The sequence below is a fragment of the Pseudarthrobacter cremeus genome, assembly GCF_051857465.1.
Classification (GTDB): domain Bacteria; phylum Actinomycetota; class Actinomycetes; order Actinomycetales; family Micrococcaceae; genus Arthrobacter.
In genome coordinates this window covers 71,402-95,289 of sequence record NZ_JBPZHC010000012.1, presented here as the reverse complement: position 1 = coordinate 95,289, position 23,888 = coordinate 71,402, and the positions used below count along the sequence as shown (strand labels likewise).

Sequence of the window (23,888 nt, the reverse complement as noted above, 5' to 3'; positions counted from 1 at the left end):
GACCAGGCCGGAATCAGGGCACTTCCGTCGTGCGTACCACCGGGTAGGGTGTACCCAGAATGTTCACGCTGACCATCAACCAAACTGATAGCCGACGCGACGGCGACCGTGTCCCTCAACTGCTGAAGGACCTGCGGCATATACCGGCACGCCTGGATTTCGACAGGTCCGTGGAGGACGAGGTCCAAGGCATTGTGGAGTGCCCCCACCAGGCAGTCGAGGCAGCGCTGGTCGCGTTGCGCTGCGGCTCATGGTACGTGGGGATCGGGGTGGGGCCGGTCAATGAGCCGCTTCCCAACCAGGTCAAGGACGCTTCCGGGCACGGCCTGGTCTACGCCCGCCGCGCCGTGGACCGGCTCCGGAACGGCAAAGAACGCATCCCGGTTGCCGTGGAGGGCCCGCTCTCGGACCTCGCCCACGAGGCCGAGGCAGTCCTCCGGCTGCTGGGCCACATTGTCCGCGACCGGAGCGGAGCCGAATGGCGGGTCCTGGATTTGATGACGCCCGGGGTCCGCGGGCAGCAGAAGGCCGTGGCCCAGGAACTGGGAATTACCACCCAGGCCGTGAGCAAGGCGGTGGCGAGGTCGCAGTGGCCTGAGGAGCACGCCGCCCGTCCGGCCGCCGCCCGGCTGCTGGCGCTGATCCTCGACGTGCGCTGACCGTACGTTAGGGTCCCGGCACCTGTCGACGCCGCCGTATTGGGTCCCTAGACCAGGAGGCTGCGCAACACGTGGGCGGCGCCGTCGTCGTACACGGAAGCGGTGACCTCGTTGGCCACCGCGATCACTTCTGCCGGCGCCTGGCCCATGGCCACGCCGCGTCCGGCCCAGTTGAGCATCTCGATATCGTTCCTGCCATCGCCGATGGCCACCGTGAGGTGCTGCTCGATGTCCAGCCGGCCACGGAGGATTTCCAGGGCGCTGGCCTTGGTGACGCCGGCCGCTGCGATATCCAGCCAGGCAGTCCAGCCCACGGAGTAGGTGACACCGGCCAGGCCGATCTCGCGGATGGTTTCGGAGAATTCTTCAGGGGTGTTCTCGGTGCTGAACACAACAAGGCGCACGGCGGTGGCCTCCAGCAGGGTCTGGAAGTCGACGCCGATGGCCTCCACGCCGAAACTGGCATCCTGGAATCGCTCGGTGGACAGGAAGTTGCCGTCCTCGTCCTCCAGCGCATACTTCGCGGTGGGGAGCTTGGACCGGAGCGCCCGGAGGGCAGGGGCGGGATCGAACGTTACCTTGTGGATCACTTCGTAGCCGTCGGACAGGGCCGGATCCAGCCGGAGTGTCACGCCGCCGTTGCAGCAGACTGCGTACCCCGTGCCGATGCCGATCTGCTCAATGATGGGCAGCGTGGCGTTCAGGGACCTGCCGGTGGCGATCATCACCTCATGTCCGGCTGCCACAACAGCCTGGGCAGCTTCCCGGACGCCGGGTGACATGTGGCCGTCGTGGTCCACCAGGGTGCCGTCGACGTCCAGGGCGATCATGAACCGGTCGGTGTTGTTTTCAGTTGCGCTTCGCTGGTCGTCGTTGCCAGCGACTGAGGTTTCAGTCAGTGTTGTCATGCATCCAGTGAAACAGATGGCCCCCGGCACCGCCTAGGACGCGGGCCACACACCCAGTGAACAGCCGGTTAATACTCACAGGTTATCCCCGTTGTGAGTGTTAACCTTCGGCCCGCGCCCCGAACCACAACGCGGGGTCACTTTTCGCCCGATAATCGGGATTTATCGGGCGAAAAGTGACCCCGCGTTGGAGTAGGCGACGTCCCGCTTGTCGGCGAGGGCTAGAGGACCGGGAGGACTTCCATGCCGCCCAGGTACTTCTGCAGCGCAGCCGGGACGTTGACCGAGCCATCGGGGTTCTGGTGGTGCTCAAGGATGGCCACGATCCAGCGGGTGGTGGCCAAGGTGCCGTTCAGTGTGGCCACAGCGCGGGTGCCCTTGGACACGCCTTCGTCGTTGATCACACGCTCCCGGATGTTCAGGCGGCGGGCCTGGAACGTGGTGCAATTGGAGGTGGACGTCAGCTCACGGTAGGCACCCTGCGTGGGGACCCAGGCTTCGCAGTCGAATTTTCGGGCCGCGGACATGCCCAGGTCGCCGGCGGCGGTGTCGATGACGCGGTAAGGAAGCTCGCACTTGGCCAGCATTTCCTCTTCCCAGGCCAGGAGCCGCTCATGCTCGCCTGCCGCTTCCTCAACGGTGGTGTAGATGAACATCTCCACCTTGTTGAACTGGTGGACACGGATGATCCCGCGGGTGTCCTTGCCATGCGAACCGGCCTCGCGGCGGTAACAGGAGCTTTGCCCGGCGAAACGGATGGGACCGGCGGTGAGGTCCAGGATCTCGTCCGCGTGGTAGCCGGCCAGGGCCACCTCGGAGGTTCCCACAAGGTAAAGGTCGTCCTCGGCGAGACGGTAGATCTCGGCGTCGTGCTTCACATCAAACCCGGTGCCCTGCATGATTTCGGGGCGCACCAGCGTGGGGGTGATCATCGGGACAAAGCCTGCGTCCACGGCCTGTTCCATGGCCATCTGCAGCAGTGCCATCTCCAGCCGTGCACCCACGCCGCGCAGGAAGTAGAACCGCGAGCCGGACACCTTGGCGCCGCGCTCCATATCGATCGCGCCGATCAGCTCGCCGATCTCCAGGTGGTCGCGCGGCTCAAAATCCGGAAATTCGCGGGGCGTGCCAACGGTCTTGACCACAACGTAGTCGTCCTCGCCGCCTTCGGGGACCCCGTCCTCAATGAGGTTGGGAATGGTGCGGAGCAGTTCGTCCTGCTTGGCCTGGACGGCGTCGGCTTCGGCTGAGGCAGCCTTGACGGTGTTGGCCAGTTCCTTGACCTCCGCCAGGAGTGCCTTTTTCTCATCGCCCTTGGCCTGCGCCACCTTCTTGCCGAAGACGTTCTGCTCGGCGCGAAGGTTCTCAAAGCGGATCAGGGCGGCACGCCGGGCGGCGTCTGCGGCGATGATCGCGTCCACCACCGATTCGTCCGCGCCGCGGGCGCGCTGGCTGGCACGGAACTTGTCCGGGTTTTCGCTGAGTTCTTTTACGTCGATCACCAGACAAGAGTATCCAATCCCACCGGACCCGGGCTTCGGGCGCGGACTGAAAGCCGGGCCGCAAACGCCGGGATACTGTTGGAGCACCATGAACGACTGGCTTCTCTACCTCCTGAGCGCGGCAGCACTGGCTTTCGCCGTCTCCAGCTGGTGGGGCGTGCGGCGGCTCAAAGCCCTTCACATCCGCAGCGCCGTGGGCGAAGATGCGCACGAAACCGGCCTCGCACACCAGCGCGTGGCCGTGATTCTCAACCCCATCAAGGCCCGCTCCTCCGATGCGAAGGAAGCCATCCAGCGCGCCTGCGTTGCCGCCGGCTGGGATGAGCCCCTCTTTCTGGAGACCACTGCCGAGGACCCGGGATCCTCCCAGGCCCGGTCGGCGCTGGACTACAAGGCCGACGTCGTACTAGTGGGCGGCGGCGACGGTACGGTCCGTGCGGTGGCGGAGATCCTCGCGCACACGGACGTGGCCATGGGCATCATTCCCTTGGGAACCGGAAACCTGCTGGCCCGCAATGTGGACCTGGACGTCTACGACCTTCACGCCAATGTGCAGACCGCACTGTTCGGCCAGCAGCGCTACATCGACACGGCACGGATGGGGATCGAGAATTCACGCACCGGGCACTCGTCAGAACACGCGTTCCTGGTCATCGCCGGCATCGGCATGGACGCCGAAATCCTCGCCGACACCAGCGACGGCCTCAAGAAAGCCGTGGGCTGGCTCGCCTACACGGAGGCGGGGATGCGGCACCTGCCGGGCCGGCGGAAGAAAGTGTCCGTCTCCCTGGACGGCAATCCGGAGCAGGTCCGGAATATCCGCAGTGTGCTGTTCGCCAACTGCGGGCTGATCCCGGGAGGCATCGACTTCATCCCCGAAGCCATGATCGACGACGGCATGCTGGACGTGGTGGTCATGAGCCCGCGGAGCGCCGTCGGCTGGCTGGCAATGTACGCCAAAATCGTTTTCAAGCACAAGGGCAACCTGCCCATCATGACCGTGTACCGGGCCGGCAAAATTGTCATCAAGTGTCCGGAACCGATGCCAACCCAGGTGGACGGGGACACCACGGGGGAAGCAACAAAAATCACCGTCCGCGTGGAGCCCCGTTCCCTGCTGATCAGGGTCAAGGGCCAGCCGAACTGAGGGTCAGCACACCGGGAAGCAGAAATCAGCGGATCAGGCGCTGGCCTTCTTTGCGGCACCGGTCTGGGCGGCAGCCTTCGCGGCGGCGCGCGCCTCTGACTGCTCACGGATCATGGCCTGCTCTTCTTCAAAGCGCAGACGGTCAGCGCGGTCAGCGTCGTCGCCATCCCAGTCCTGGTTGTCAGCGGCGGGCTTGGGGTTCACGATCATGCCCTGACCATCGTTATCTGTGCTGCTGGTACTCATGACCCGCTCCCTTCGTTAGGGGCCATCCCCCAAGTGGATCAAGTAAGCATACGCACAGTAGTTGCCCCGGGGAAGTACCTTGCCCGGCAAATACCTACGCTGTGGGCGAAGCACCGGAAACGGTTTCAGGCGCCGCCGGGGCACCCTGCAGAATTCCGGCCACCCACGCATGCGCCGCCTGGAATGCCTCGTCGGACGTGTGCGGAGCCACCAAAGCGCTTTGGGCGTCGGCGCGGGCATAGGAGCCTAAAAAACGGGTAGCGGGACTGATCCGGTGCAGCCCTGCCAGGGCGTCGGCAACCCGCGCGTCACCGATGTGCCCGTCAGCATCGATGCTGAAGAAGTAGTGGCCGAGGTACTGTCCGGTGGGCCTGGATTCGATGCGGCTCAGGTTTACACCGCGGGTGGCGAACTGGTCGAGGATCTCCATCAGGGCACCGGGACGGTCTTCCGGAAGCGGTACCACCACGGTGGTCTTGTCCGCACCCGTCCGCTCCGGCAGGGCTCCGGGGCGGCTGACGAGGATGAACCGCGTCACTGCGCCCGGGTTGTCACCGATGTTCTCTGCCAGTACAGCCAAGGCGGGCTGCTCCTGGGCCACGATGCGCGCACAGATTGCTGCGTCGTAGTGGGCGTCGTCCTCCAACAGCCCCAGCGCCGCGGCCGCCGTGGAGGAACCGGGAACGTATTCTGCCCCCGGAATGTTCGCATCCACCCACAGCCGGCATTGCGCCCAGGCGTGGCCGTGGGTGGAAATACGGCGGATATCGGAGACACCCACTCCAGGGCGTGCCACCAGCACAAAGCTGATGGGGACCAGAACCTCGCGGATGATCCGCAGTTCCTGCCCGCCGGCGATGGCGTCAAGCGTTGCGGTGACCCCGCCTTCCACCGAATTCTCGATGGGGACCATCGCTGCGTCCGCGGAACCGTCGCGGACCTTGTCCAGCGCTGCATTGACATTGGAGGCCGGGATGCGGGTGGCCGCTGCGGCGCCCGGGACCTGCATCAACGCCGCCTCGGTAAAGGTGCCTTCGGGACCCAGGAAAGTGTACGTAACGGGTGACGCCGGCATGAAGTATTCCCTCAGGGTAATGAACGCTGGTTCGAGCTGTCGGAATTGGCCTGTCTAGAGAACCAGGGGCTTGAGCCCGTTGTCCGATACCAGGGGTTTACCCGACTCAAGCCACTGGTCCATTCCGCCGGCCACGTTGATGGCCGCGTAGCCCTGGCCGGTGAGCCATTGAGCGGCGCGGAAGGACCGCCCGCCTGTCCGGCAGATGACATACAGATCCTGGTCCGGGTCCAGTTCCTCCAACCGCGAGGGAAGCTGGTCCAGCGGGATATGGATGGCACCGTCAGCATGCCCGGCCACCCACTCATAGTCTTCGCGCACGTCCAGGATGGCGGCGTCCTCGGGAACGTCATTGACTGGCACGGTATCGAAATCGCTCACAGGAGTCCTCCTTCGGAACATCATGGTCTGATCCCAGCCTAGCGCCAGCCCCGTGCCGCGTCCGCTGCACGTCCCGCACGTTACGCTTCTACATGACTCCAGGGAGGAGGCACCGTGCCTGTTGTTCCGCCCACCGCCGCCGGGACTGAGATCCATGAACTCACTGCGGTCGCGCTCCGGCATGCGCTCCGCAGCGGAGAAGTCTCGTCGCGGGAAGCCTCCGCCCATTTCCTTGCCCGCATCAACGAACAGAACCCGCTGTTGGGGGCCTTTGTCACGGTGACCGCCGACCAGGCCCTGGAGGACGCCGCCGCGGCCGACGCCCGCTTCGCAGTCATCCGGAAAGGCCCGGGAACGGGCTCCCGAAAAGCCTCCGGCAGGGGCATGCCAGGCGGCAACCAGGATTCCCTGCCCCTGCTTCACGGGATGCCGACCGCCTTCAAAGACCTGACAGACGTCGCCGGCGTGGTCACAACGCACGGCAGCGCGGCACTGGACCACAAACCGGCGCTGATCGACGGGGCGCTGGTCACCCAACTCAAAGCCGCCGGCATCGTCTCACTGGGCAAGACCCAGGTTCCGGAGTTTGGGCTGACTGCCTACAGCGAAAACCTGATCGCTCCGCCGTCGCGCAATCCGCACGCCCCGAGCCGGGGTTCCGGCGGCTCCTCAGGCGGGAGCGCCGCCGCGGTGGCGGCAGCCCTGCTGCCTTTCGCGCCAGGGTCCGACGGCGGCGGTTCAGTCCGCATTCCGGCGGCGGCCTGCGGACTGGTGGGCCTCAAACCCGGACGCGGACTGGTGCCCTCGGGCGAGAGTTCCGGCGATCCCGGCCGCTTGGTGGTGGCCGGCCCACTCGCCCGGAACGCAGCCGACGCAGCGCTGATGCTGGATGCGCTGGCCCCCGCCGGCGGCGGCTACCTCGATGCCGTCGGGCACGAGCCCCGGCGGCTGCGGATCGGACTGACCCTGGACAGCCCGTGGTCCGCCATCTTCCCGTTCACACCGGAGCCCGAAGCGCTCGACGGGCTGGAGGCGGGCCGTAGGATGCTCGAACACGCAGGGCACCTGGTTACCGAAGCCCCGATCCGCTACGACAACCGCTACCCTGACGCCTTCACCACGGCGTGGACCACCGCCGTCGGCACGGCCCGCATCAGTCCGCACCGCGAAGCGCTCCTGACTCCGCTGACCCGCACCTTCCGGCGCCGGGCGCAACAGCGCAGCGCCGCGAAACTCAACGAATCCCTGGCATTCCTCCGACAGTTCGAACGCGACACCATCACGCAGTACGGGCAGTGGGATCTCATGCTGATGCCGTCCCTCGCGCAGACCCCGCGGCCCGTTGGCTGGTTCACCGGCGCCACCCATGGTGACGGGCGCTGGCCCGCTGCGGAGTGGGCCCACGACGCCGACGGCGACTACCGGCGGCAGTGCGAGTTCGCGCCGTGGTCATCCATGGTCAATGTCTGCGGCCTCCCGGCCATCACCATCCCTGTTTATTGGACCGGTGGACAGCCCGGCCACGGCCTTCCGATGGGAATCCAGCTCGTGGGGCCGGCGGGTTCGGAAGCACTCCTGCTCCAGGTGGCGGCCCAGCTCGGTTTCTGAATGTCGGGTGCCTGCGGGGTGTCGACTCCGGGGACGATCCGGAGGAGGATTAATAGCGCAGTCACTATGAGGAGGTTTGTGATGTGCTATTCATCCATGGAGGACTACGGGTGGCGGGCCAAGAGGGAAGCCAAACCGAAATCCGAACCGCGCCAGGAAACACCGCCGGACCGTCAGGAGCCGCACTACACGGCTCAAGACTTCAGTTTCTGGGCCTTCCCGCGTCGCCGGAAGACACACGAAGCGCAGGAGCCGGCTGCTGAGCGCACGCACGAGAAGGTCTGACAACTTTAGTCTCGCCCTCCCGACGAAAGGCCCCCGGACAGGGGCCTTTCCGCTGCCCGCAGGCCCCTCCTCATCCGGCCCACAGGGCCACGAAAGCCTCGCCAAGAAAGCAGAGGCGCTGATGCGTGAACCGTTCGTACACCAGGCGTCACTCGTCATGGATGCTGACGCCGATCCTGGTGCACCCGGGGCCGCGGTCACGGTGGAACTTTGCGGAAGCTGGGAGCACCCGCCGCCGTGCCCTCTGGCGCCGCACCACACGAGCCATCAGCGGGACGGCGGGAAGCTGATGCTCAGGGTGGTTTTTGCAGCCGAGCCGGACGCCGAAGACGAGGTCCGCCGTCGGATAGGGAAAGCCCTGGCGGCCGGCACCCTCACCGGCCCTGATGGAGTGAAAACCGGCTGGTCCCTGGAGCAGAGTGCCCCCGGCTCATTGAGCGAAGGCGAGTGCGAACACGCGCTGCGGATCGCCGCACAATAGGTCAGCGGACAAGGCGGCCCGGTAGCACGGCCCGGTTGGACTCAGCATGCATCTGCCGGCCCGGCCCCGGGCTCAGTAGCCGTAGGTTGTTCTGTACGCCGCCAGCCCGAGGAAGAGGAACAGCCAGAGCGCTCCGTAGCCGAGAAGGCACAGATACCCCAGGACCAGCCCGGTGATGGACAGGCCTTTGCCCGAAGGTTCGCGGCGGAGGGCAAGGTGGCCGGTGATGATCGCCGCAATCTGCGGAATCATGAGCCAGCCAAGGATCACCGAGGCGATGCCGCAGACCATGCTGGCAATACTGAGGCCCTTGGGTTCTGCCTGCATGCCGTAATACCCCGGCTGGCCGTACGGACCGGGCTGGCTGTAGGGGCTGGGTTGCCCGTACGGGGCGGCAGGCTGACCGTACGCGCCAGCGCCTTGACCGTAGGGGCTGGATGGCTGGGCGTAAGGCGCTCCGTACTGCCCGCCGGGCTGGTTATTGGGGTTGCCGTAACGGCCCGCGCCGTATTTGTTCTGGTCGTAGAGAGGCGGGGCGGGAATGTCTGAACCCTGCGGCGGCACAAAGCGCGGCGGCTCATACCCCGACGGCGAATCGCCGGTCCCGTGGGCACCGGAACCCTGGGGGCCGGTCCCGTGGGCACCGGGGCCTGGGGCACCGGGACCTGGGGCGCTGGACCCTTGGGAATCAGGGCGCGGGGTTGGCTGGTCACTCATGGTTTTCCCCCTTGGAAGTCTTGCTGTTCAGCTTACCGCCGGCGCCATTCCGGGCCTACCGTCCCCGCCATTCCGGACCCGCACTACGGACCCGCCCTACCGGCCCCAGTACGGAAGGACGTAGACAGCGAAGACCACGAAGGCGGCAAGGAACATGAGGTGCGTCATGCTGGTCGCCTGTTGCTGGGCCCTCGACTTCCGGCCGGTACCCGTGCCACGGCCGACGCCGGGTGCGGTGGTCCGCGGACCCCGCCGGCCTGGCGTTTGCACCCCTCCCGGCACCCCCATCGGCCTCGCCACCACGGGCGGCCCGGCCGGTTTGGCTGTCAACGCCTTCACGGCGGGGCTTTCCACAACGGGTTCCTGAGTGAGTTGCTGGCCAAGGTGGGCGTACAGTCCCAGGACAGTCTGCGTGTCCAACACCGGGGGCAGCGCCAGGACGGTATCCACAACGCGGTCCGCGCCCGCCACTGCGACGTCGGAGCTGGTGATGCCGAACAGGTCAGGTTGACCCGCCAGACAGATGAGGGGCCGGACAAACCGCCGGTGCGGCGGCGCCAGAACGGAAGCGACGGCGGCGCACTGCGCCAGGGCGCCTTCCACGGACTGTGTCCTGGCAAACCGGCCCTGCCAGAGGACCCCGGAGGCGACGCTGACTTCACCGGTCCAGTCCTTGGCATCCACCACGACGACGCCGCCGGGCCCCACCAGCACGTGGTCGAGGGTTGCCTTGGGCCGGCCGGGCCAGTGCACGTCGTGCAGCAGGAACCAGCCGTGCGGGAGGAGCCTGCCCAGCCTGTCTGCCACGATCCGTTCGCCAACAGCACCTTCATCCCACGCTTTGGTGGCACGCTCCGCCTGGTCGAGCTGGCGCTTGAGGCGCTGCACTCTTTCCGCGGCCAGCCTTGCGTGTTCGGCTGCGCCGTCCCCTGCCCCCATGGCCGCCCCCCTTACTTTCCCGGCGGCTGCCTACCGCCGCGTGCGACGCGGCCCCAGTGCCGCCGTCGCGCTTTCTGTCCCTGCTTTTTCCGAACGTAACAGCGGCTCCGGGGGCCGGTATATAGGTACTTTTGGGGCCGGTACTCAGTTTTCATTACCTGTTTCATGACATTCCGCGTCACAGGGGCCGGATTCTGGACAGGTCGTTATGCCCCCGGCCTGCGTCTGGCATGCTGGTCCCATGGCTAGCCGCGCGGGCACAGTTGCCCAACCCCAGGACCTTGTTGACATCACTGCGCTCCTCGACGCGTACTACGACATCACGCCGGATCTTGGTGATCCCGGCCAGCGCGTAGCGTTCGGCACCTCGGGGCACCGCGGTTCCAGCCTCAAGGCGTCGTTCAACGAAAAACACATTGTCGCGATCACGCAGGCGATCGTGGAATACCGGGCAGGGCAGGGCATCACCGGTCCCCTCTTCCTTGCCAAGGACACTCACGCCCTCAGTGAACCGGCGCAGAATTCCGCCCTCGAAGTGCTGGCCGCCAACGGTGTGCAGGTGCTGGTTGACGCCCGTCACGGCTACACCCCCACCCCTGCACTGAGCCACGCCATCCTGACCCACAACAACAACCGCGCGGCGGGCGCCCCGGAGGCGGACGGCATTGTGGTCACCCCCAGCCACAACCCGCCGGCAGACGGCGGATTCAAGTACAACCCCCCGCACGGCGGCCCCGCAGACTCCGACGCCACCGGCTGGATCGCCAACCGCGCCAACGAACTGCTCGAAAACGGCCTCCGTGGCGTGAAGCGCATTCCGCTCGCTGATGCCCTGGCCGCGGACAGCACCGGCAAGTTCGACTTCCTGAGCAGCTACGTTGACGACCTTCCGTCCGTGCTTAACCTGGACGCCATCCGCGACGCCGGCGTCCGCATCGGTGCAGATCCCATGGGCGGTGCCGCCGTGGATTACTGGGGCGAGATCGGCGAGCGCCACCACTTGAACCTCACCGTGGTGAACCCCACCGTGGACCCGCAGTGGGCGTTCATGACCCTGGACTGGGACGAAAAAATCCGGATGGATTGCTCCTCGCCGGCGGCGATGGCCTCGCTGATCAAGAGGATGTCCGACGGCGGCAGTTCTGCCGCGTTCGACGTCGCCACCGGCAATGACGCCGACGCCGACCGCCACGGCATCGTCACCCCCGACGGCGGCCTGATGAACCCGAACCACTACCTGGCCGTCGCCATCGACTACCTCTACCGCAACCGCAGCGGCTGGAACCCCAACTCGGTGGTGGGCAAGACCCTGGTGTCCTCCTCGATCATCGACCGCGTGGCCGAAAGCCTGGGCCGGAAACTGGTTGAGGTCCCCGTGGGCTTCAAGTGGTTTGTGCCGGGGCTGTTGTCCGGCGAAGGCGCGTTCGGCGGCGAGGAATCAGCCGGCGCGTCCTTTAACAAGCTGGACGGCAGCGTGTGGACCACTGATAAGGACGGGATCCTGCTGGCGCTGCTGGCCTCGGAGATCACCGCGGTCACGGGCAAGTCCCCGTCCCAGCTGTACAAGGGCCTGACCGACCAGTTCGGCGCCCCCGTCTACGCTCGCATTGATGCAGCAGCAACGCGTGAGCAGAAGGCGGCACTCGGCAAGCTCTCGCCGTCGGACGTCACCGCCACCGAACTGGCAGGCGAGACGATCCTCGCGAAGCTGACTGAGGCGCCCGGCAACGGCGCGCCGATCGGCGGGCTCAAGGTGGTCACCGAGAACGCGTGGTTCGCCGCCCGCCCGTCCGGGACCGAGGACGTCTACAAGATCTACGCCGAGTCCTTCAAGGGCGAGGAGCACCTCAAGCAGGTCCAGGCGGAGGCCAAGGCGCTGGTGGACGGCGTCATCGCCTGACTTAACGCCTGATGCCCTATCACTTGTGGTCCCTATCCAGGCTGGATGGGGACCACAAGTGATAGGGCATCTTGGGTTCTGGGGTCAGACGGTGCGGACGACGTCCTCGTAGCTGAACTTGGGCTTCGCTGCACCCCACGCGTTTTCAGCGGGCTGGCCGATGTTGACCACGAGGAAGCTCTTCTGGTCGCCGGCCGGGAAGAAGGCTGCGTCGATGGCGCTGAAGTCGGCTCCGGTCATGGGGCCGGCGGCGAGGCCCAGCGAGCGGACGGCAATGATGAAGTAGCCGGCCTGCAGGTGGGCGTTGTTGTTGCCCGTGGCAGCGGCCAGGTCCGGAGCGGCGTCGTACATGGCCTTCGGGGCGTTGTACTCCGGCAGGAAGGTGTCCCACTGCTCGGCCCAGGCGGTGTCGTAGCTGAGGACGGCAACCAACGGAGCCGAGGCGGTCTTGGCCTTGTTTCCGTTGGCGAGTGTGTCAACGAGCGTGGCGCGGGCCTCGTCGGAGCGGACGTAGGTGACACGGAGCGGCTGGGAGTTGAAAGCCGTGGGGCCGAACTTGGTGAGCTCGTAGATGGCGCGGGCCTGGTCCTCAGTCACCTCGCCGGTGAAGGAGTTCGCGGTGCGTGCTTCGGCAAAGATGGCGTCGACGGCGGCCGGGTCGATAACTGCTTCTTCGTGGGCAATAGTCATGGCTTACCTTTCGCTGGGCCCGCTCATCGGGATGATGGGCCGGCGTTCTGCTTTCTATGGTTGCAACTTCAAGTGATCGCATCTTCTTCCCACGAGCGCACGTGACGTTCCCCACACCGGGCCCGCGCGGTATTGTTGCACCGGAAGATCCCCGCCCGTCGCGGCACCCCCTTGAAAGGCCCCCGTCCATGAGCATGCTCGGAATGAAATGGAAGCTCCACGGCAACGGCAAGTCGATCAAGCCGGGCCACGTGGTTGCCCCGGATGAACGGCTGGCCTGGCCCCTGACGATCGGGGTGGGCATGCAGCACGTGGTGGCCATGTTCGGCGCCACCTTCCTGGTTCCCATCATCACCGGGATGCCGCCCGCCACCACACTGTTCTTCTCCGGCATCGGAACGCTTCTCTTCCTGGTGATCACCAAGGGCCGGGTACCGAGCTACCTTGGTTCCAGTTTCGCTTTCATCGCGCCCATCATGGCGTCCCAGCAGCAGTTCGGCGTTCCCGGAGCGCTTGGCGGCGTGGTACTTGCCGGCGTCGCCCTCGCCCTCATCGGTGCAATTGTGCAGAAGTTCGGTGCGGAATGGATCAACCGGCTGATGCCGCCCATCGTCACCGGCGCGATCGTGGCGCTCATCGGGCTGAACCTCGCCCCCGCCGCGAAGCAGAACTTCGACGCCGCCCCCATCACCGGGGTGATAACGCTCGCCACCATCATCCTGGTCAGCGTGCTGTTCCGCGGCATCATGGGCCGGCTGAGCATCCTGGTGGGCGTGGTGGTGGGGTACCTCGTGGCCATGCTGCGCGGCGAGGTGAGCTACGAAAAGATGGACGCAGCAGCCTGGATCGGCCTGCCGTACTTCCAGACCCCCGAATTCCATGTGGGCGTGCTTGGCCTGTTCATCCCCGTCGTGCTGGTCCTGGTGGCGGAGAACATCGGGCACGTGAAGTCAGTTGCAGCCATGACCGGCCAGAACCTCGACGGCGTCTCCGGCCGCGCGCTGATGGCTGACGGTGCCGCGACCGTGCTGGCAGGCCTCGGCGGCGGCTCCGGCACCACCACCTATGCCGAAAACATCGGCGTCATGGCGGCCACCAAGGTGTATTCGACGGCGGCGTACTGGGTGGCCGGCGTCTTCGCCATTGTTTTGAGCTTCTCGCCGAAGTTCGGCGAACTGATTGCCACCGTCCCCCCGGGCGTCCTGGGCGGTGCGGCCACCATGCTGTACGGGATGATCGGTGTTCTGGGTGTCAAAATCTGGGTGCAGAACAAGGTGAACTTCTCCAACCCGATCAACCTGACCACTGCCGCCGTCGCGCTGATCATCGGCATCGCCGACTACACCTGGACCGTGGGCGAGCTGAAGTTCACCGGCATCGCACTGGGCTCCATCGCCGCACTGGTCATCTACCACGGCATGAGGGCCCTGGCCAAAGCCCGGGGTTCGGTGGCGGAGCCGGAAACCGAGGTGGCCGGCCTGCCGCCGGCGGCGAAGGCAGCCGTCAACGCTGCGATGAAGCGGACACCGAAGAAGCGCTAAGCGGCCGGATCCGGCTCACGCTGGGCCGGTACCCCGCTCAGGCCGCATGGCCTCCGCTCAGATGCTGTGCCGACGGGCTGCCCACGCCAAAAACGGGCCGCGGCTCCGGGCGTTTGGGCACCAGCAGGCTGTCTTCCTCGCCATGCGGCCGTAGCTGCCGGAGCGCCCATGGGACCAGGTATTCACGTGCCCAGGTGAGGTCCTCTGAGCGCGCCTGCCGCCAGCTTCTTGGTGCCATCTGCTTGGGCTGCAGAGGAACCAGCGTGTGCGGGACGCCCAGGGCTTTCAGCACGGCAGCCGCAATGGTGTGATGCCCCAGCGGCGAGAAGTGCAGCCGGTCCGGATCCCACATGCCCGGGTCCGAGAGTTCGCGCAGGAACCACAGGTCAACCATCACCGCATCGTGGCGGGCCGCCACCGTATGCAAATTCTCGTTGAAGATGGCCACCTTCCCGCGGATCTGGCTGAAAACCGGCGTCGCTCCCCAGTCCGGGCCCGCAAAAAGGACCACAGTGGCCCCGGACCGGGCCAACTGCTCCACCCCGACGTCGATCTTCTCCGCAAGACGGTCAGGGTCACTGCGCCGGAAGACCATGTCGTTGCCTCCCGCTGAGAGAGTGACCAGGTCCGGCTTCAGGTCCAGGGCCGGCCCAAGCTGCTCATCGAAGATCTGCCGCACCAATCTCCCCCGGACGGCCAGGTTGGCGTACGCGAAATCCGGCTGGTTCGCGCTCAGCTCTTCCGCCACGCGGTCCGCCCAGCCGCGCAGGCCGCCCTCGCTGCGGGGCTCGGGATCGCCGACTCCCTCTGTGAAGGAATCCCCCAGGGCCACCAACCGGCGCCACGGGTGAGTTGCTGGATCCGCTGAGTCTTCCTGAGTGACCCGGTATTCTTTCCAGGCGTTCATGGCTTACTCCCTGTTGTGCGGGGTCCCCGGTTGAGGGCCGGTGATTCAACTGCGATGAGTCCACGGAAGCCGGTAGCTGCCTGGTCACGCGCGCCCGTGTCCTGCGTTGAGGCAGCAACGATGTTCATGGCGGCCTCGCGAAGCCCCTGATGGTTGTGCCGCGCTACGGTCCGCAGATACTGCAGGGCCACCTCGTGGCCCAGCCCGTAATCGGCCATCAGCGTGCTGACCGCCAGGTCCATCAGCACCATGGAGCTTTCGGCTACTGCCCGTTCCGCTGTGGCTTCCGCCCGTTCGGCGACACGGAGAACCACTCGAAGGGCCCTGGCCACCTCCCGCGCGTACGCGCGGGTTTTGATGATGTCATCGCTGGTGAATGCATGGGGCGTCGAGGCGTACAGATTGACCGCGGCACTGGACTCCGGTGTGGAGACAATGGGCATGGAAAGCAGGGATCTGACGCCGTGCCCGGCTGCGGCGCTGGCATAGCCGGGCCACCGCCTGTCGCTCGCCACATCAGCCAGGTGAACGAAGTCGCCTGACCGGATGGACTCCAGCACCGGTCCGTCACCGAACGAGCACTGCTCCTGGTCTGCGGCAAGCGCGAGGGCGCTGCCTGCCGCTATGGTGTGCGCCGACCCGTGGCGGAAAAACGTGGCGGCCCAGCTGATGCCGCGGTTCTCGCCGTCAATGCCCCGCATGAACTCAAACGTGACTTCAGCAAGGAAGAGCTCGACGTCCTTGCTGTCGAACACCACATCCTGGGGATCGGGAAGCGAGTCCCAGGCCGGCTCTGCCGGAGTTTCCGCGGCCATGATCCACGCCCTGGTTCGGAACGCGGCCCACTGCAAAACCTCTTCCTAGGATACGTCCGTATCAGGCGGAATGGGTGAAAGTTCGACAGGCGCAAAGAAGGGGCACCGCCCGGAACGAAGCCGGACGGCACCCCTTTTCACAGCCGCGGGACCACTGGCAGGTCCGCGGCACTCAACCGTCAGCCGGCGTCAAAGCTTTCGTCGTCGTCGTCGCTGGGTGACTTCTCCTGTGGAAGGTCATTGCCGCTGCCGTCCGGCAACCCGGAGGCCTCCTGGCCTGGTTCGGATGAGAAGGGCTCGGACCCCTGTGAATCAGCGTTGGATTCGTTGATTTCGGCTTCTGCGGAGGGTACCTCCGCGTCGCGCGGAACCGGCGTTTCCCCCGCGTCAACGCCCGGATCGTTGGTGTCGGCCCCGGCGTGGGGCTGGTCATCGGCGCCTCCGGACCGGCCGGCCCCGGGTTCGCCGGCACCGCCCGCCGCCTGCCCGCCCGCCGCCTGCCCGTCCAGCTCCTGCTCGGGCGTGGGAGTACCGTAGCCGCCTTCTTCTTCCGGCTTCGTGCCCTGACTGTCCTGACTCATGGTTCCTCCTGTTGTGGATGTGGATGAATCTGACTCTGCAAACCTTGTGTCCAGCTAGAGGCCCTTGCCGCCGGTCACGGGCAGCACTGCGCCGGAAATGTAAGAGCCCTGGTCCGAGGCCAGGAGCACGTAGGCGGCGGCGAGCTCGGCCGGCTGGCCTGCGCGCTGCAAGGGCGTGTCCTGCCCGAACGTGGGAAGTTTGTCCGGCCACTCGGTGGCAGGAATAAGGGGTGTCCAGATGGGGCCCGGCGCAACCGCATTGACGCGGATCCCTTTCGGTCCCAGCTCCTGGGCAAGGGCCTTGGTGAAAGCAACCTGCGCGGCTTTGGTCATGGCGTAGTCGATCAGTTGGGGCGAGGGGTTGAAGGCCTGGATGGAGGCGGTCGTGATGATCGAGGATCCGGGGCCCAGGTGCGGCACCGCGGCCCGCGCCGTCCAGAGAAGCGAGTAGAGGTTTGTTTTGAACACGCGGTCGAATTCCTCGGTCGGGAGGGAATCGAAGCTGTCCCGGTTCTTCTGGTACGCCGCGTTCAGCACCACCACATCCAGCCGGCCAAACCCGGCCACAGCATCGGCCACGATGCTGGTGCTGAACTCTTCTTCCCGCCCGTCCCCGGGGAGGAGCAGCGCCCGCCTACCGGCTTTGCGAATCCAGTCAGCGGTGTCCTGGGCGTCTTCCTCCTCTTCGGGAAGGTAGGAAATTGCGACGTCGGCTCCCTCGCGGGCAAACGCGATGGCGGCCGCCTTGCCGATCCCCGAATCGCCGCCCGTGATCAGGGCGGATTTTCCCTGGAGCTGTCCGTGGCCCTCGTAACTGAGCTCACCATGGTCCGGCTTGGGGTCCATTGGCGCGGTGAGGCCCGGCTGCTGCTGTTCCTGCTTGGGGAAAGGGCCTGAGTGGTAGCCGCCCCGCGGGTCTGTGGGCTGGTCCGCCTGCTTGTCAGTGTCGCTCATAATCCGCCTGTTCACTGTCGGTTTTCGTGGGCAGCCCGGGAGTGTTCCGGCCCTTCGAAACTATCCCGGCGGGCGGGGCAAGTCCACCGTCACGCAGGAATAATCAGTAAACTTATCAAAAGTTGATCTCGACGCAACTTCGGCCTAGTTTTGGAGCACCCCGGCTTGGGCCAGCGGGACCAGCAGCGCACAGCGGGAAGGAGAAGCCGTGTCCGACGTGGAGGACTTCACGGGGAAGACCGGGCGGAAAGAAACCCGCGAGGAGCAACTCGACCGGAACTGGGCTGAACTGCTGCAGGAACTCAGGGTCCTGCAGACCGGTGTCCAGATTCTTGCCGGCTTCCTGCTGACGTTGCCTTTCCAGCAGCGTTTCGAGTCGCTGGACGGTTTTCAGGTTGCCCTCTACCTGGTCAACGTGGTGATCGCCTCCCTGACCACGGCCCTGATTCTGCTGCCGGTCAGCGTTCACCGCAGGCTCTTCCGCCAGCGCCTCAAGGCGACCCTTGTTTCCAGCGCAGATACCATCACCAAGCTGGCGTTGGCGGGGATCGGGATGCTGAGCGTCGGGACGGCGTCGCTGGTCTTCGATGTGACGCTGGGCCGCACCGCCGGCCTGACAGCCGGAGGCGTCCTGCTGGCCGTCCTTGTCATCTTGCTGGTTTATGTCCCGGTGCGGCTTAACAGGCAAGCGGCCGGCGACTAATGGGTCAGGGGAGCAAGCATGAAATTCAAGCAGGCTACCGGGGACCTACCGAAAGTGTTGACATGCGTAAATTTGTAAAAGAGCACGGGCTGCTCCTGGCCAACGTCGGGCTGTTCCTGGCGTTTTTTTGCGGAATGATCCTCTCCGGCGCCGCGGCGTACAGCCAGGACCAGGCAGCACACGGGCAGCCCGGGGTCACGGTGGTGGAATATCTGTCGACCGGCAGTTTCGTTGAGGCCACCTTTGAGAACTGGGAATCCGAATTCCTGCAGATGGCCATGTACGTTGTCCTGACCGTTTTCCTGTTCCAAAAGGGATCCTCCGAGTCCAAGCCGATGGGCAAGGAAGCTCCGCAGGACGAGGACCCCCGGACTGCCGCGATCAAGGACGCCACCCCCTGGCCGGTAAAGAGGGGCGGGGTGGTTCTCAAGCTCTACGAACACTCCTTGTCACTGCTGCTTTTCCTGCTTTTTATCGCCTCGTTCAGCCTGCACGCCATGGGCGGCGCGGCGGCCTACAGCGAGGAGCAGCAAAGCCATGGGGAGCCTGCTGTCAGCGTCTTTGAGTTCATGGGAACCAGTCAGTTCTGGTTCGAATCCTTCCAGAACTGGCAAAGCGAATTCCTTGCCGTCGCTGTCCTGGTGGGCGCGTCCGTCTACCTCCGGGAAAAGGGCTCCCCCGAGTCCAAGCCGGTGGCCGAGCCGCATTACGAAACCGGCGCCTGAACCTCCGCAGCCCCGCGCCACCGGCAGGACGCGCCGGTGGCGCAGCCCGCTACGCGCCTTCCAGCACCTGCGTGGTGGCCCAGGTGAGGTACTTTGCCGCGTTTGCGACGGCGTCGTCCGGGCCGGCCGCCACGTCGAGCAGTTGCGCGGCAGCCACGACGCCGTGCCCCGCCAGCTCCTCAGGTGACACCAGGATGCGGCCGGCCACCACAATCACCGGGATGCCGAGTCCCTGGGCGGCGTCCGCCAGCGCAATGGGCGCCTTGCCGGTCAGTGACTGGGAGTCCATGGACCCCTCCCCCGTGATCACCAGGTCGGCATTCTCCAACTGTCCGGCGAGGCCGGTGAGTCCGGCCACCAATGCAAACCCGCCTTCCAGCGTGGCGTTGGTGAAGGCAAGGAACGACGCCGGGAACCCGCCGGCAGCCCCGGCCCCCGGTACGTTGACGTCCCGCCCCGTTGATTCACGGAGGACCGAGGCATAGTTGCGGAGGCCGGCGTCGAGCAGTTCCGTGGCGTCCACATCGGCGCCCTTCTGGGGACCGAAGACATGCGCGGCGCCCGTGAGGCCGTAGAGCGGGTTCTGCACGTCCACGGCGATCCGGAAAGCAACGCCGGCCAGGCGCGGATCCAGTCCCGAGGTGTCAAGGGCAACGATGTCCGCGAGGGATCCGCCGCCAAGGGGAACCACGTTTCCGGCGGCGTCCAGGGGCTTGAGTCCCAGCGCACGCAGGGCGCCGCTGCCGCCGTCGGTCATGGCCGATCCGCCCACGCCGAGCACGATTTCGGTGGCTCCGGCATCTATGGCAGCCGCGATCAGCTGCCCGCAACCGTAGCTGTGGGCCCGCAAAGCGTTGGCGGGAGTTGGCTCCATTTCCGCAAGTCCCGAGGCCTGCGCGGTCTCAATGACCGCGGTGGCTCCGCCGCCGGCGTTCGGCCGGATCGCCCACGCGGCTCCCACGGGCGCGAGGATGGGACCCACGACGGCGTTGAGCCGCTCCTCATATCCGGCGGCCACGGCTGCCTCCAGGGTTCCCTCACCGCCGTCGGCTATGGGGAACTGGGTGGCGACGGCGTCCGGATAGACGCGCAGTGCACCCTCGGCGATGGCGGCGGCGGCTTCGGCAGCTGTGAGCGAGCCCTTGAATTTGTCCGGGGCGATGAGAATGCGCATGCGCTCCATCATGCCAGCCCCGCGCGGGAAAGCGTTTGCCGCATCCGCGATGCGGACCGGCAAAGAACCGTGGCGCTTTCGGGGACCGTGCCCTACGCCGGCCGCCGGAGCCGGGAGGGCGCCGGGAGAGGGACGGCTCGTGGCAGCTCCGAAGCGCGACGGCGGAACAGGGGCGGAACAGCAAACGTCACCACCGGACGGGCTCCGGCATCGTCCTTGGACCGGATGGTCAGGCTCCTGGTTCCTTCCGGGACGGAAGGGGTGAAGACCTGCAGGTTCCGGGAACCCAGCGTGGCGGAGTCCTGCAGGGAGTACTCGGTTCCGAAGTGGTCCTGGAGCGTGATGTTCGGCGCACCCCCGCCCGCTGAGGCCAGATGGATGTTCACCACCAGGCCAGTGGTCCAGATTTCGACGGACAGCACGGTAAATTCGGCCGACTGCGTGATATGCGTCCCGTACGTGGGGGGCAGCAACATTCCGCGGAGTGAGCCGGAGGCTAGCAGTTCGAGCATGATCGTTCCTGTAACTCGTGCGCCGGCCTCTGGGGCGTCCGGGGTCATCCGGTCGCCGGTCCATGCCGGACGGTTCGGCAGCGGCGTTACCCCCTTCGCGGCCCTGTTCCCGAGCCGGAAGATCAAGGCGTACTGGCCGCCACTGCTTGTTCTGATGGATGATTTGAGCCTGGGGAGCCGAAGGTCCATACGCCTCCCACATACCCGCGTGGCGGAGGCTGTTTCCCCGTCACGGTTTCCGAAATCCTTTCCGCGATTGCCATTTTGATAAGGGTACTTATAAGTACCCGTCGAAGCCGCGGTGGTGTCAAGAGCAGGGCAGGATGCCGGCACCAAAACTGCGGAATCTGTGCGGCAAACGGCCGCGCACGGCGGAAATTACTGCCGCGCTCGCAAAAGGGCAAAGTAACCAGGGATCAGGCTGTCGCCCGGCGCGTCCGTCATCGGATTCGTCTCAATCGTGGCCAGGCCGTCCTCGAGCAGGCTCCAGCGGTCAGCCGGCAGAACCCGGGCGAGCTCCTCCGGCCCGAAGCGGCCGGGCATGGGGAGCTTCCGGATGGCAAGTTCCAGCGGCGCCGGGATGTTCCGTACTGATGCGCCGAGGTGCGAAACGTACTCCACCGGGTTCCCCTGGAAGTTCGTCTCCGCCAGGAACACGGCGCCCCTCGTCCCCACCAACTGGAGGACGTTATCCATCAGTGCTCCCTGGTCGGTCCGGTCGAGGACGTGGAGCACACCCCGGATAAAGACGTTCACGTCCCCGGGCCCCACGAGCCCGGTACCTGCTCCGGGCTGTGTCATGTCACGCCTGACGAAGCTGACGTTGTCCAGCCCAGCAGATTCTCCGCGGGCCCGGGCCACCGCGTGCGCAGAGACGTCCACACCGAGGACCCTCGGATAAAACGCCGCCAGGGCACGGCTGAACCCGCCATGTCCGCAGCCAATGTCCACCACGGGAAGGGCTGGGTCAAAGTGCCGCTCGAGGGCGTCGCGATAGCCCAGTACCTCATGGTCCGTGCCGGAGTCCCACAGCACCTCGCTCTTGGCGCCCGTCCTGGCGATTCCTGCCCAGTAGCGGTCCCAGGCAACAGCCCTGTCCTTGGGAGCGGACCGGGACAGCCGGATGAGCTTGGGAAGGATCAGGTACTTACTCAGGGCGGAGCGCACGGAATCAGGTGGGGAGGACACCGTTCAAATATAGGCCCGGAAGTCCTATCTGCCGCTGCACCCATGCCTGCCGGTCCATGCGGCCCTGGTCGGCTTTTCGTCAGGCGGCGGCGGCCCGCTCCTTCAGCAGCCAGGCCATGGCATCCTCCCGTGAGGTAAAGAAGCGAGTGGGGCATGGCAGCTTGTTGATGCCCAGAATGAAGTTGGCCAGCACTTTGTCAACGGGCGAGGCACCCAGCAGGGCAATGCGGGACGCCTGGCACGGGCGCCCGAATACCGCGCGCGCTCCCCTGCTGACCTGCACCGTGCTCGCCATGTCCACCAGCATCGGGTAGCGGGCCGCCCCGCACAGCTCGTTGACGCCGCGCATGGCGGCCTCCGCGTCGGCTTCGGAAATGGACACGCCGCGCGGCCACTTCAGCTGCACCACGCTGTGCCCGTCAAGCGCCAGATTTGCCCTGGCACCATCTGCCGCCTGATTCGTCACGATTGCCCTCCACGCATATTTATGGGGAACTGCTGAGCGCCGTCCCCCTACAATGTACTCATTCAGGAGTGATGGGGCGCTCAATCAGCAGCAAAGGGGACAGGTTGCCAGGGGACACGCCACACGTCGCAACGGTGCCATACCTGGCAGTCGTCGCCGATCCCGACGCCGGGCGCAGGCAATCGAGCGCTGCAGCGCTGGAAGCTGCGGGCTTCACAGTCAGCGCTGCGGCGAATCAAGCCGGCCTGTCAGCCATCCTGGACAACTCCGAGCCCTCCGTCCTGGTCCTGGACAGTTCCCTCTCCGACATTGAAACGGTCACCCCCGCACTGGTGCTGGTCGACCTCGACAGCCCGGCGGAGGTAAAGGCGGTGGAGCACGCCGGAGTGCGTGACTGCATCGCCAAACCACCCGTGGCCAAGGAGCTCGTCCACCGCGCCACGGCACTGATCAACCTGGTCTCGCGCCGGAACGAGGCCCGCCACGAGGCTGAGACCTTGCGCGAACGGCTTCGGCAGGTCTCGGCCGCGGTCCGCGGCACGAACGACCCCCGGCAGATCGCCGACCTCGTCGTGAGGGGTTTCGGTGAAACGTTCGGCGCCGACCGTGTCTGGCTGACAACGTTCGACGACGAGAGGGTGCCCCCCATTACGGCCCAGTGGCACAGGTCGCGGCTGGCACCCCTGCCGGAGGACCTCTTCAGCGATGAGGAGCCTGCAAGAAAGGCAGCCGATTCCCTGTGGACGCGGGCTGAGACGCTGACCGTGGAGGGCGCACACCCCTTCACCATGGAGGGCGATATCAGGTTGCCGGCCGAACTCGCTGCCCTGGGAGCCGCGGCGTCGGTAACTGTCCCGATGGGAGAAGGCAGCTCCTCCCTCGGGATTATCTGGATGGCGCTCATGGACTCGCCCAGGGATTGGTCACGGGCTGAGCTTGGGCTGATCCAGCACGTGGCCGGCAACGCCGCCCACGGGCTGATCCAAAGCCACCTGATCACCAGCCAGCAGCAGGTGGTCAAGCAGCTCCAGCAGCTGGACAAGGCCAAGACTGACTTCCTCGCCACCGTCAACCACGAACTCCGCACTCCGCTGACCTCGATCATGGCGTACCTGGACATGATCCAGGAGAACACGTCCGATCCCGTGTCCCACGATGTCCACCAGATGCTGGACATCGTGGTCAGGAACACCGAACGCCTGCGCCTGCTCGTTGAAGACATGCTCAGCGTTTCCCGGAACGGGCACGAAGAGAGTCCCCTGCACCTGACACCGGTACGGCTGGCCCGGACGCTGGAGATTGTCACGGCCGCACTCAGGCCGCTGGCGAAGCTGCAGAACGTCACCATCGCGATTGCTCCAGCCGCCGAGGATCCGGAAATCCTGGCTGACGAGGTTCAGCTGCAGCAGGTCTTCACCAACCTGGTCTCCAACGCCATCAAGTTCACGCCAGGCGGCGGGAGGATCGAGGTCGGCACGAAACTGCACGCAGACACCGACGGCACCCGCCTGGCGACTGTCAGCGTGGCGGACACCGGGATGGGGATTTCCGGTGACGAGATAGCGCACATCTTTACCCGCTTTTACCGTGCCTCGAACGCGATGTCCGGCGCAGTCCCGGGGACGGGGCTTGGACTGGCCATTACCCAGGACATCGTCCGGCGCCACGGCGGCCGGATTGATGTGGCCTCGGAGCTCGGGGCGGGGACAACCGTCAGCGTGAGCCTCCCCTTCGACGCCCGCGCGGTGCAGGCTCCCTGATCATCACAGATCGGTGACCTAAGC

The 23,888-nt window shown here is 66.0% G+C and carries 26 protein-coding genes; 10 read left to right on the top strand and 16 right to left on the bottom strand.

Annotated features, from left to right (window positions below; translation table 11 throughout):
- The first annotated feature begins 59 nt into the window (after nt 1-59).
- Nucleotides 60-659 carry a hypothetical protein gene (locus ACS5PJ_RS19450; protein WP_439436509.1) on the top strand — a complete coding sequence of 200 codons (600 nt, stop codon included), beginning with the start codon at nt 60-62 and terminating at the stop codon, nt 657-659.
- 47 nt (nt 660-706) lie between these two features.
- Here the strand turns inward: ACS5PJ_RS19450 and ACS5PJ_RS19445 are convergent, their stop codons facing one another.
- Both ACS5PJ_RS19445 and serS read right to left on the bottom strand, forming a co-directional pair.
- A complete protein-coding gene (locus ACS5PJ_RS19445; RefSeq protein WP_439436508.1) occupies nt 707-1,567 on the bottom strand; it encodes an HAD family hydrolase in 861 nt (286 codons plus the stop codon).
- 221 nt (nt 1,568-1,788) lie between these two features.
- The gene (serS, locus tag ACS5PJ_RS19440; protein ID WP_439436507.1) at nt 1,789-3,069 is read right to left on the bottom strand and encodes a serine--tRNA ligase; all 1,281 of its coding nucleotides are present in this window, start codon (nt 3,067-3,069) and stop codon (nt 1,789-1,791) included.
- 88 nt (nt 3,070-3,157) lie between these two features.
- On the opposite strand from serS, the gene ACS5PJ_RS19435 reads away from it, so the two are divergent.
- On the top strand, nt 3,158-4,216 hold the full coding sequence (locus ACS5PJ_RS19435; RefSeq protein ID WP_439436506.1) for a diacylglycerol/lipid kinase family protein: 1,059 nt from the start codon (nt 3,158-3,160) through the stop codon (nt 4,214-4,216).
- Between the two features lie 33 nt (nt 4,217-4,249).
- Here the strand turns inward: ACS5PJ_RS19435 and ACS5PJ_RS19430 are convergent, their stop codons facing one another.
- The 3 genes from ACS5PJ_RS19430 to ACS5PJ_RS19420 form a co-directional block, all read right to left on the bottom strand.
- Nucleotides 4,250-4,462 (bottom strand): hypothetical protein, encoded by a 213-nt coding sequence (locus tag ACS5PJ_RS19430; protein ID WP_439436505.1) that lies wholly within the window; start codon nt 4,460-4,462, stop codon nt 4,250-4,252.
- 94 nt (nt 4,463-4,556) lie between these two features.
- The gene (gene pheA, locus ACS5PJ_RS19425; RefSeq protein WP_439436504.1) at nt 4,557-5,537 is read right to left on the bottom strand and encodes a prephenate dehydratase; all 981 of its coding nucleotides are present in this window, start codon (nt 5,535-5,537) and stop codon (nt 4,557-4,559) included.
- A gap of 54 nt (nt 5,538-5,591) precedes the next feature.
- Nucleotides 5,592-5,918: a rhodanese-like domain-containing protein gene (locus ACS5PJ_RS19420; RefSeq protein WP_439436503.1), complete on the bottom strand. Its 327-nt coding sequence runs from the start codon at nt 5,916-5,918 to the stop codon at nt 5,592-5,594.
- Nucleotides 5,919-6,032: 114 nt separating this feature from the next.
- On the opposite strand from ACS5PJ_RS19420, the gene ACS5PJ_RS19415 reads away from it, so the two are divergent.
- From ACS5PJ_RS19415 to ACS5PJ_RS19405, 3 genes are all read left to right on the top strand, one after another.
- Nucleotides 6,033-7,526, top strand: coding sequence for an amidase (locus ACS5PJ_RS19415; RefSeq protein ID WP_439436502.1), 1,494 nt, complete (start codon nt 6,033-6,035; stop codon nt 7,524-7,526).
- An 81-nt stretch (nt 7,527-7,607) separates the two neighbouring features.
- Nucleotides 7,608-7,811 (top strand): hypothetical protein, encoded by a 204-nt coding sequence (locus ACS5PJ_RS19410; protein WP_439436501.1) that lies wholly within the window; start codon nt 7,608-7,610, stop codon nt 7,809-7,811.
- A gap of 121 nt (nt 7,812-7,932) precedes the next feature.
- On the top strand, nt 7,933-8,292 hold the full coding sequence (locus ACS5PJ_RS19405; RefSeq protein WP_439436500.1) for a hypothetical protein: 360 nt from the start codon (nt 7,933-7,935) through the stop codon (nt 8,290-8,292).
- Nucleotides 8,293-8,364: 72 nt separating this feature from the next.
- On the opposite strand, the gene ACS5PJ_RS19400 is transcribed toward ACS5PJ_RS19405, so the two are convergent.
- Nucleotides 8,365-9,009 carry a DUF4190 domain-containing protein gene (locus ACS5PJ_RS19400; protein WP_439436499.1) on the bottom strand — a complete coding sequence of 215 codons (645 nt, stop codon included), beginning with the start codon at nt 9,007-9,009 and terminating at the stop codon, nt 8,365-8,367.
- 96 nt (nt 9,010-9,105) lie between these two features.
- The gene (locus ACS5PJ_RS19395; RefSeq protein WP_439436498.1) at nt 9,106-9,948 is read right to left on the bottom strand and encodes a nuclease-related domain-containing protein; all 843 of its coding nucleotides are present in this window, start codon (nt 9,946-9,948) and stop codon (nt 9,106-9,108) included.
- A 241-nt stretch (nt 9,949-10,189) separates the two neighbouring features.
- Here ACS5PJ_RS19395 and pgm point away from each other — a divergent pair, with 241 nt between their 5' ends.
- On the top strand, nt 10,190-11,848 hold the full coding sequence (gene pgm / locus ACS5PJ_RS19390; RefSeq protein ID WP_439436497.1) for a phosphoglucomutase (alpha-D-glucose-1,6-bisphosphate-dependent): 1,659 nt from the start codon (nt 10,190-10,192) through the stop codon (nt 11,846-11,848).
- A gap of 84 nt (nt 11,849-11,932) precedes the next feature.
- Here the strand turns inward: pgm and ACS5PJ_RS19385 are convergent, their stop codons facing one another.
- Entirely contained in the window at nt 11,933-12,538 is a 606-nt protein-coding gene (locus ACS5PJ_RS19385; RefSeq protein WP_439436496.1) for a malonic semialdehyde reductase, read from the bottom strand.
- Nucleotides 12,539-12,726: 188 nt separating this feature from the next.
- On the opposite strand from ACS5PJ_RS19385, the gene ACS5PJ_RS19380 reads away from it, so the two are divergent.
- Complete coding sequence (locus ACS5PJ_RS19380; RefSeq protein WP_439436495.1) at nt 12,727-14,079, top strand: uracil-xanthine permease family protein; 1,353 nt, start codon at nt 12,727-12,729, stop codon at nt 14,077-14,079.
- Between the two features lie 37 nt (nt 14,080-14,116).
- Here the strand turns inward: ACS5PJ_RS19380 and ACS5PJ_RS19375 are convergent, their stop codons facing one another.
- From ACS5PJ_RS19375 to ACS5PJ_RS19360, 4 genes are all read right to left on the bottom strand, one after another.
- On the bottom strand, nt 14,117-14,986 hold the full coding sequence (locus ACS5PJ_RS19375; protein WP_439436494.1) for an SGNH/GDSL hydrolase family protein: 870 nt from the start codon (nt 14,984-14,986) through the stop codon (nt 14,117-14,119).
- Complete coding sequence (locus tag ACS5PJ_RS19370; protein WP_439436493.1) at nt 14,983-15,801, bottom strand: GAF domain-containing protein; 819 nt, start codon at nt 15,799-15,801, stop codon at nt 14,983-14,985. Before ACS5PJ_RS19370 ends, ACS5PJ_RS19375 begins: the two co-directional genes overlap by 4 nt.
- A gap of 179 nt (nt 15,802-15,980) precedes the next feature.
- Complete coding sequence (locus ACS5PJ_RS19365) at nt 15,981-16,382, bottom strand: hypothetical protein (protein ID WP_439436492.1); 402 nt, start codon at nt 16,380-16,382, stop codon at nt 15,981-15,983.
- Between the two features lie 54 nt (nt 16,383-16,436).
- Nucleotides 16,437-17,336 (bottom strand): SDR family oxidoreductase, encoded by a 900-nt coding sequence (locus ACS5PJ_RS19360; protein WP_439436491.1) that lies wholly within the window; start codon nt 17,334-17,336, stop codon nt 16,437-16,439.
- A 208-nt stretch (nt 17,337-17,544) separates the two neighbouring features.
- On the opposite strand from ACS5PJ_RS19360, the gene ACS5PJ_RS19355 reads away from it, so the two are divergent.
- Both ACS5PJ_RS19355 and ACS5PJ_RS19350 read left to right on the top strand, forming a co-directional pair.
- Complete coding sequence (locus tag ACS5PJ_RS19355) at nt 17,545-18,039, top strand: DUF6328 family protein (protein ID WP_439436490.1); 495 nt, start codon at nt 17,545-17,547, stop codon at nt 18,037-18,039.
- Nucleotides 18,040-18,101: 62 nt separating this feature from the next.
- Nucleotides 18,102-18,764, top strand: coding sequence for a DUF6766 family protein (locus ACS5PJ_RS19350; protein WP_439436489.1), 663 nt, complete (start codon nt 18,102-18,104; stop codon nt 18,762-18,764).
- 49 nt (nt 18,765-18,813) lie between these two features.
- Here ACS5PJ_RS19350 and ACS5PJ_RS19345 read toward each other — a convergent pair whose 3' ends face one another.
- The 4 genes from ACS5PJ_RS19345 to ACS5PJ_RS19330 form a co-directional block, all read right to left on the bottom strand.
- Complete coding sequence (locus tag ACS5PJ_RS19345; protein WP_439436488.1) at nt 18,814-19,938, bottom strand: glycerate kinase; 1,125 nt, start codon at nt 19,936-19,938, stop codon at nt 18,814-18,816.
- Between the two features lie 92 nt (nt 19,939-20,030).
- A complete protein-coding gene (locus tag ACS5PJ_RS19340; protein ID WP_439436487.1) occupies nt 20,031-20,450 on the bottom strand; it encodes a hypothetical protein in 420 nt (139 codons plus the stop codon).
- A gap of 378 nt (nt 20,451-20,828) precedes the next feature.
- Nucleotides 20,829-21,638, bottom strand: a complete 810-nt coding sequence (locus ACS5PJ_RS19335; protein WP_439436486.1) for a class I SAM-dependent methyltransferase — start codon at nt 21,636-21,638, stop codon at nt 20,829-20,831.
- 79 nt (nt 21,639-21,717) lie between these two features.
- Complete coding sequence (locus ACS5PJ_RS19330) at nt 21,718-22,104, bottom strand: DUF7793 family protein (protein WP_439436485.1); 387 nt, start codon at nt 22,102-22,104, stop codon at nt 21,718-21,720.
- Between the two features lie 71 nt (nt 22,105-22,175).
- On the opposite strand from ACS5PJ_RS19330, the gene ACS5PJ_RS19325 reads away from it, so the two are divergent.
- Nucleotides 22,176-23,864 (top strand): sensor histidine kinase, encoded by a 1,689-nt coding sequence (locus tag ACS5PJ_RS19325; RefSeq protein ID WP_439436484.1) that lies wholly within the window; start codon nt 22,176-22,178, stop codon nt 23,862-23,864.
- Nucleotides 23,865-23,888: the final 24 nt, after the last annotated feature.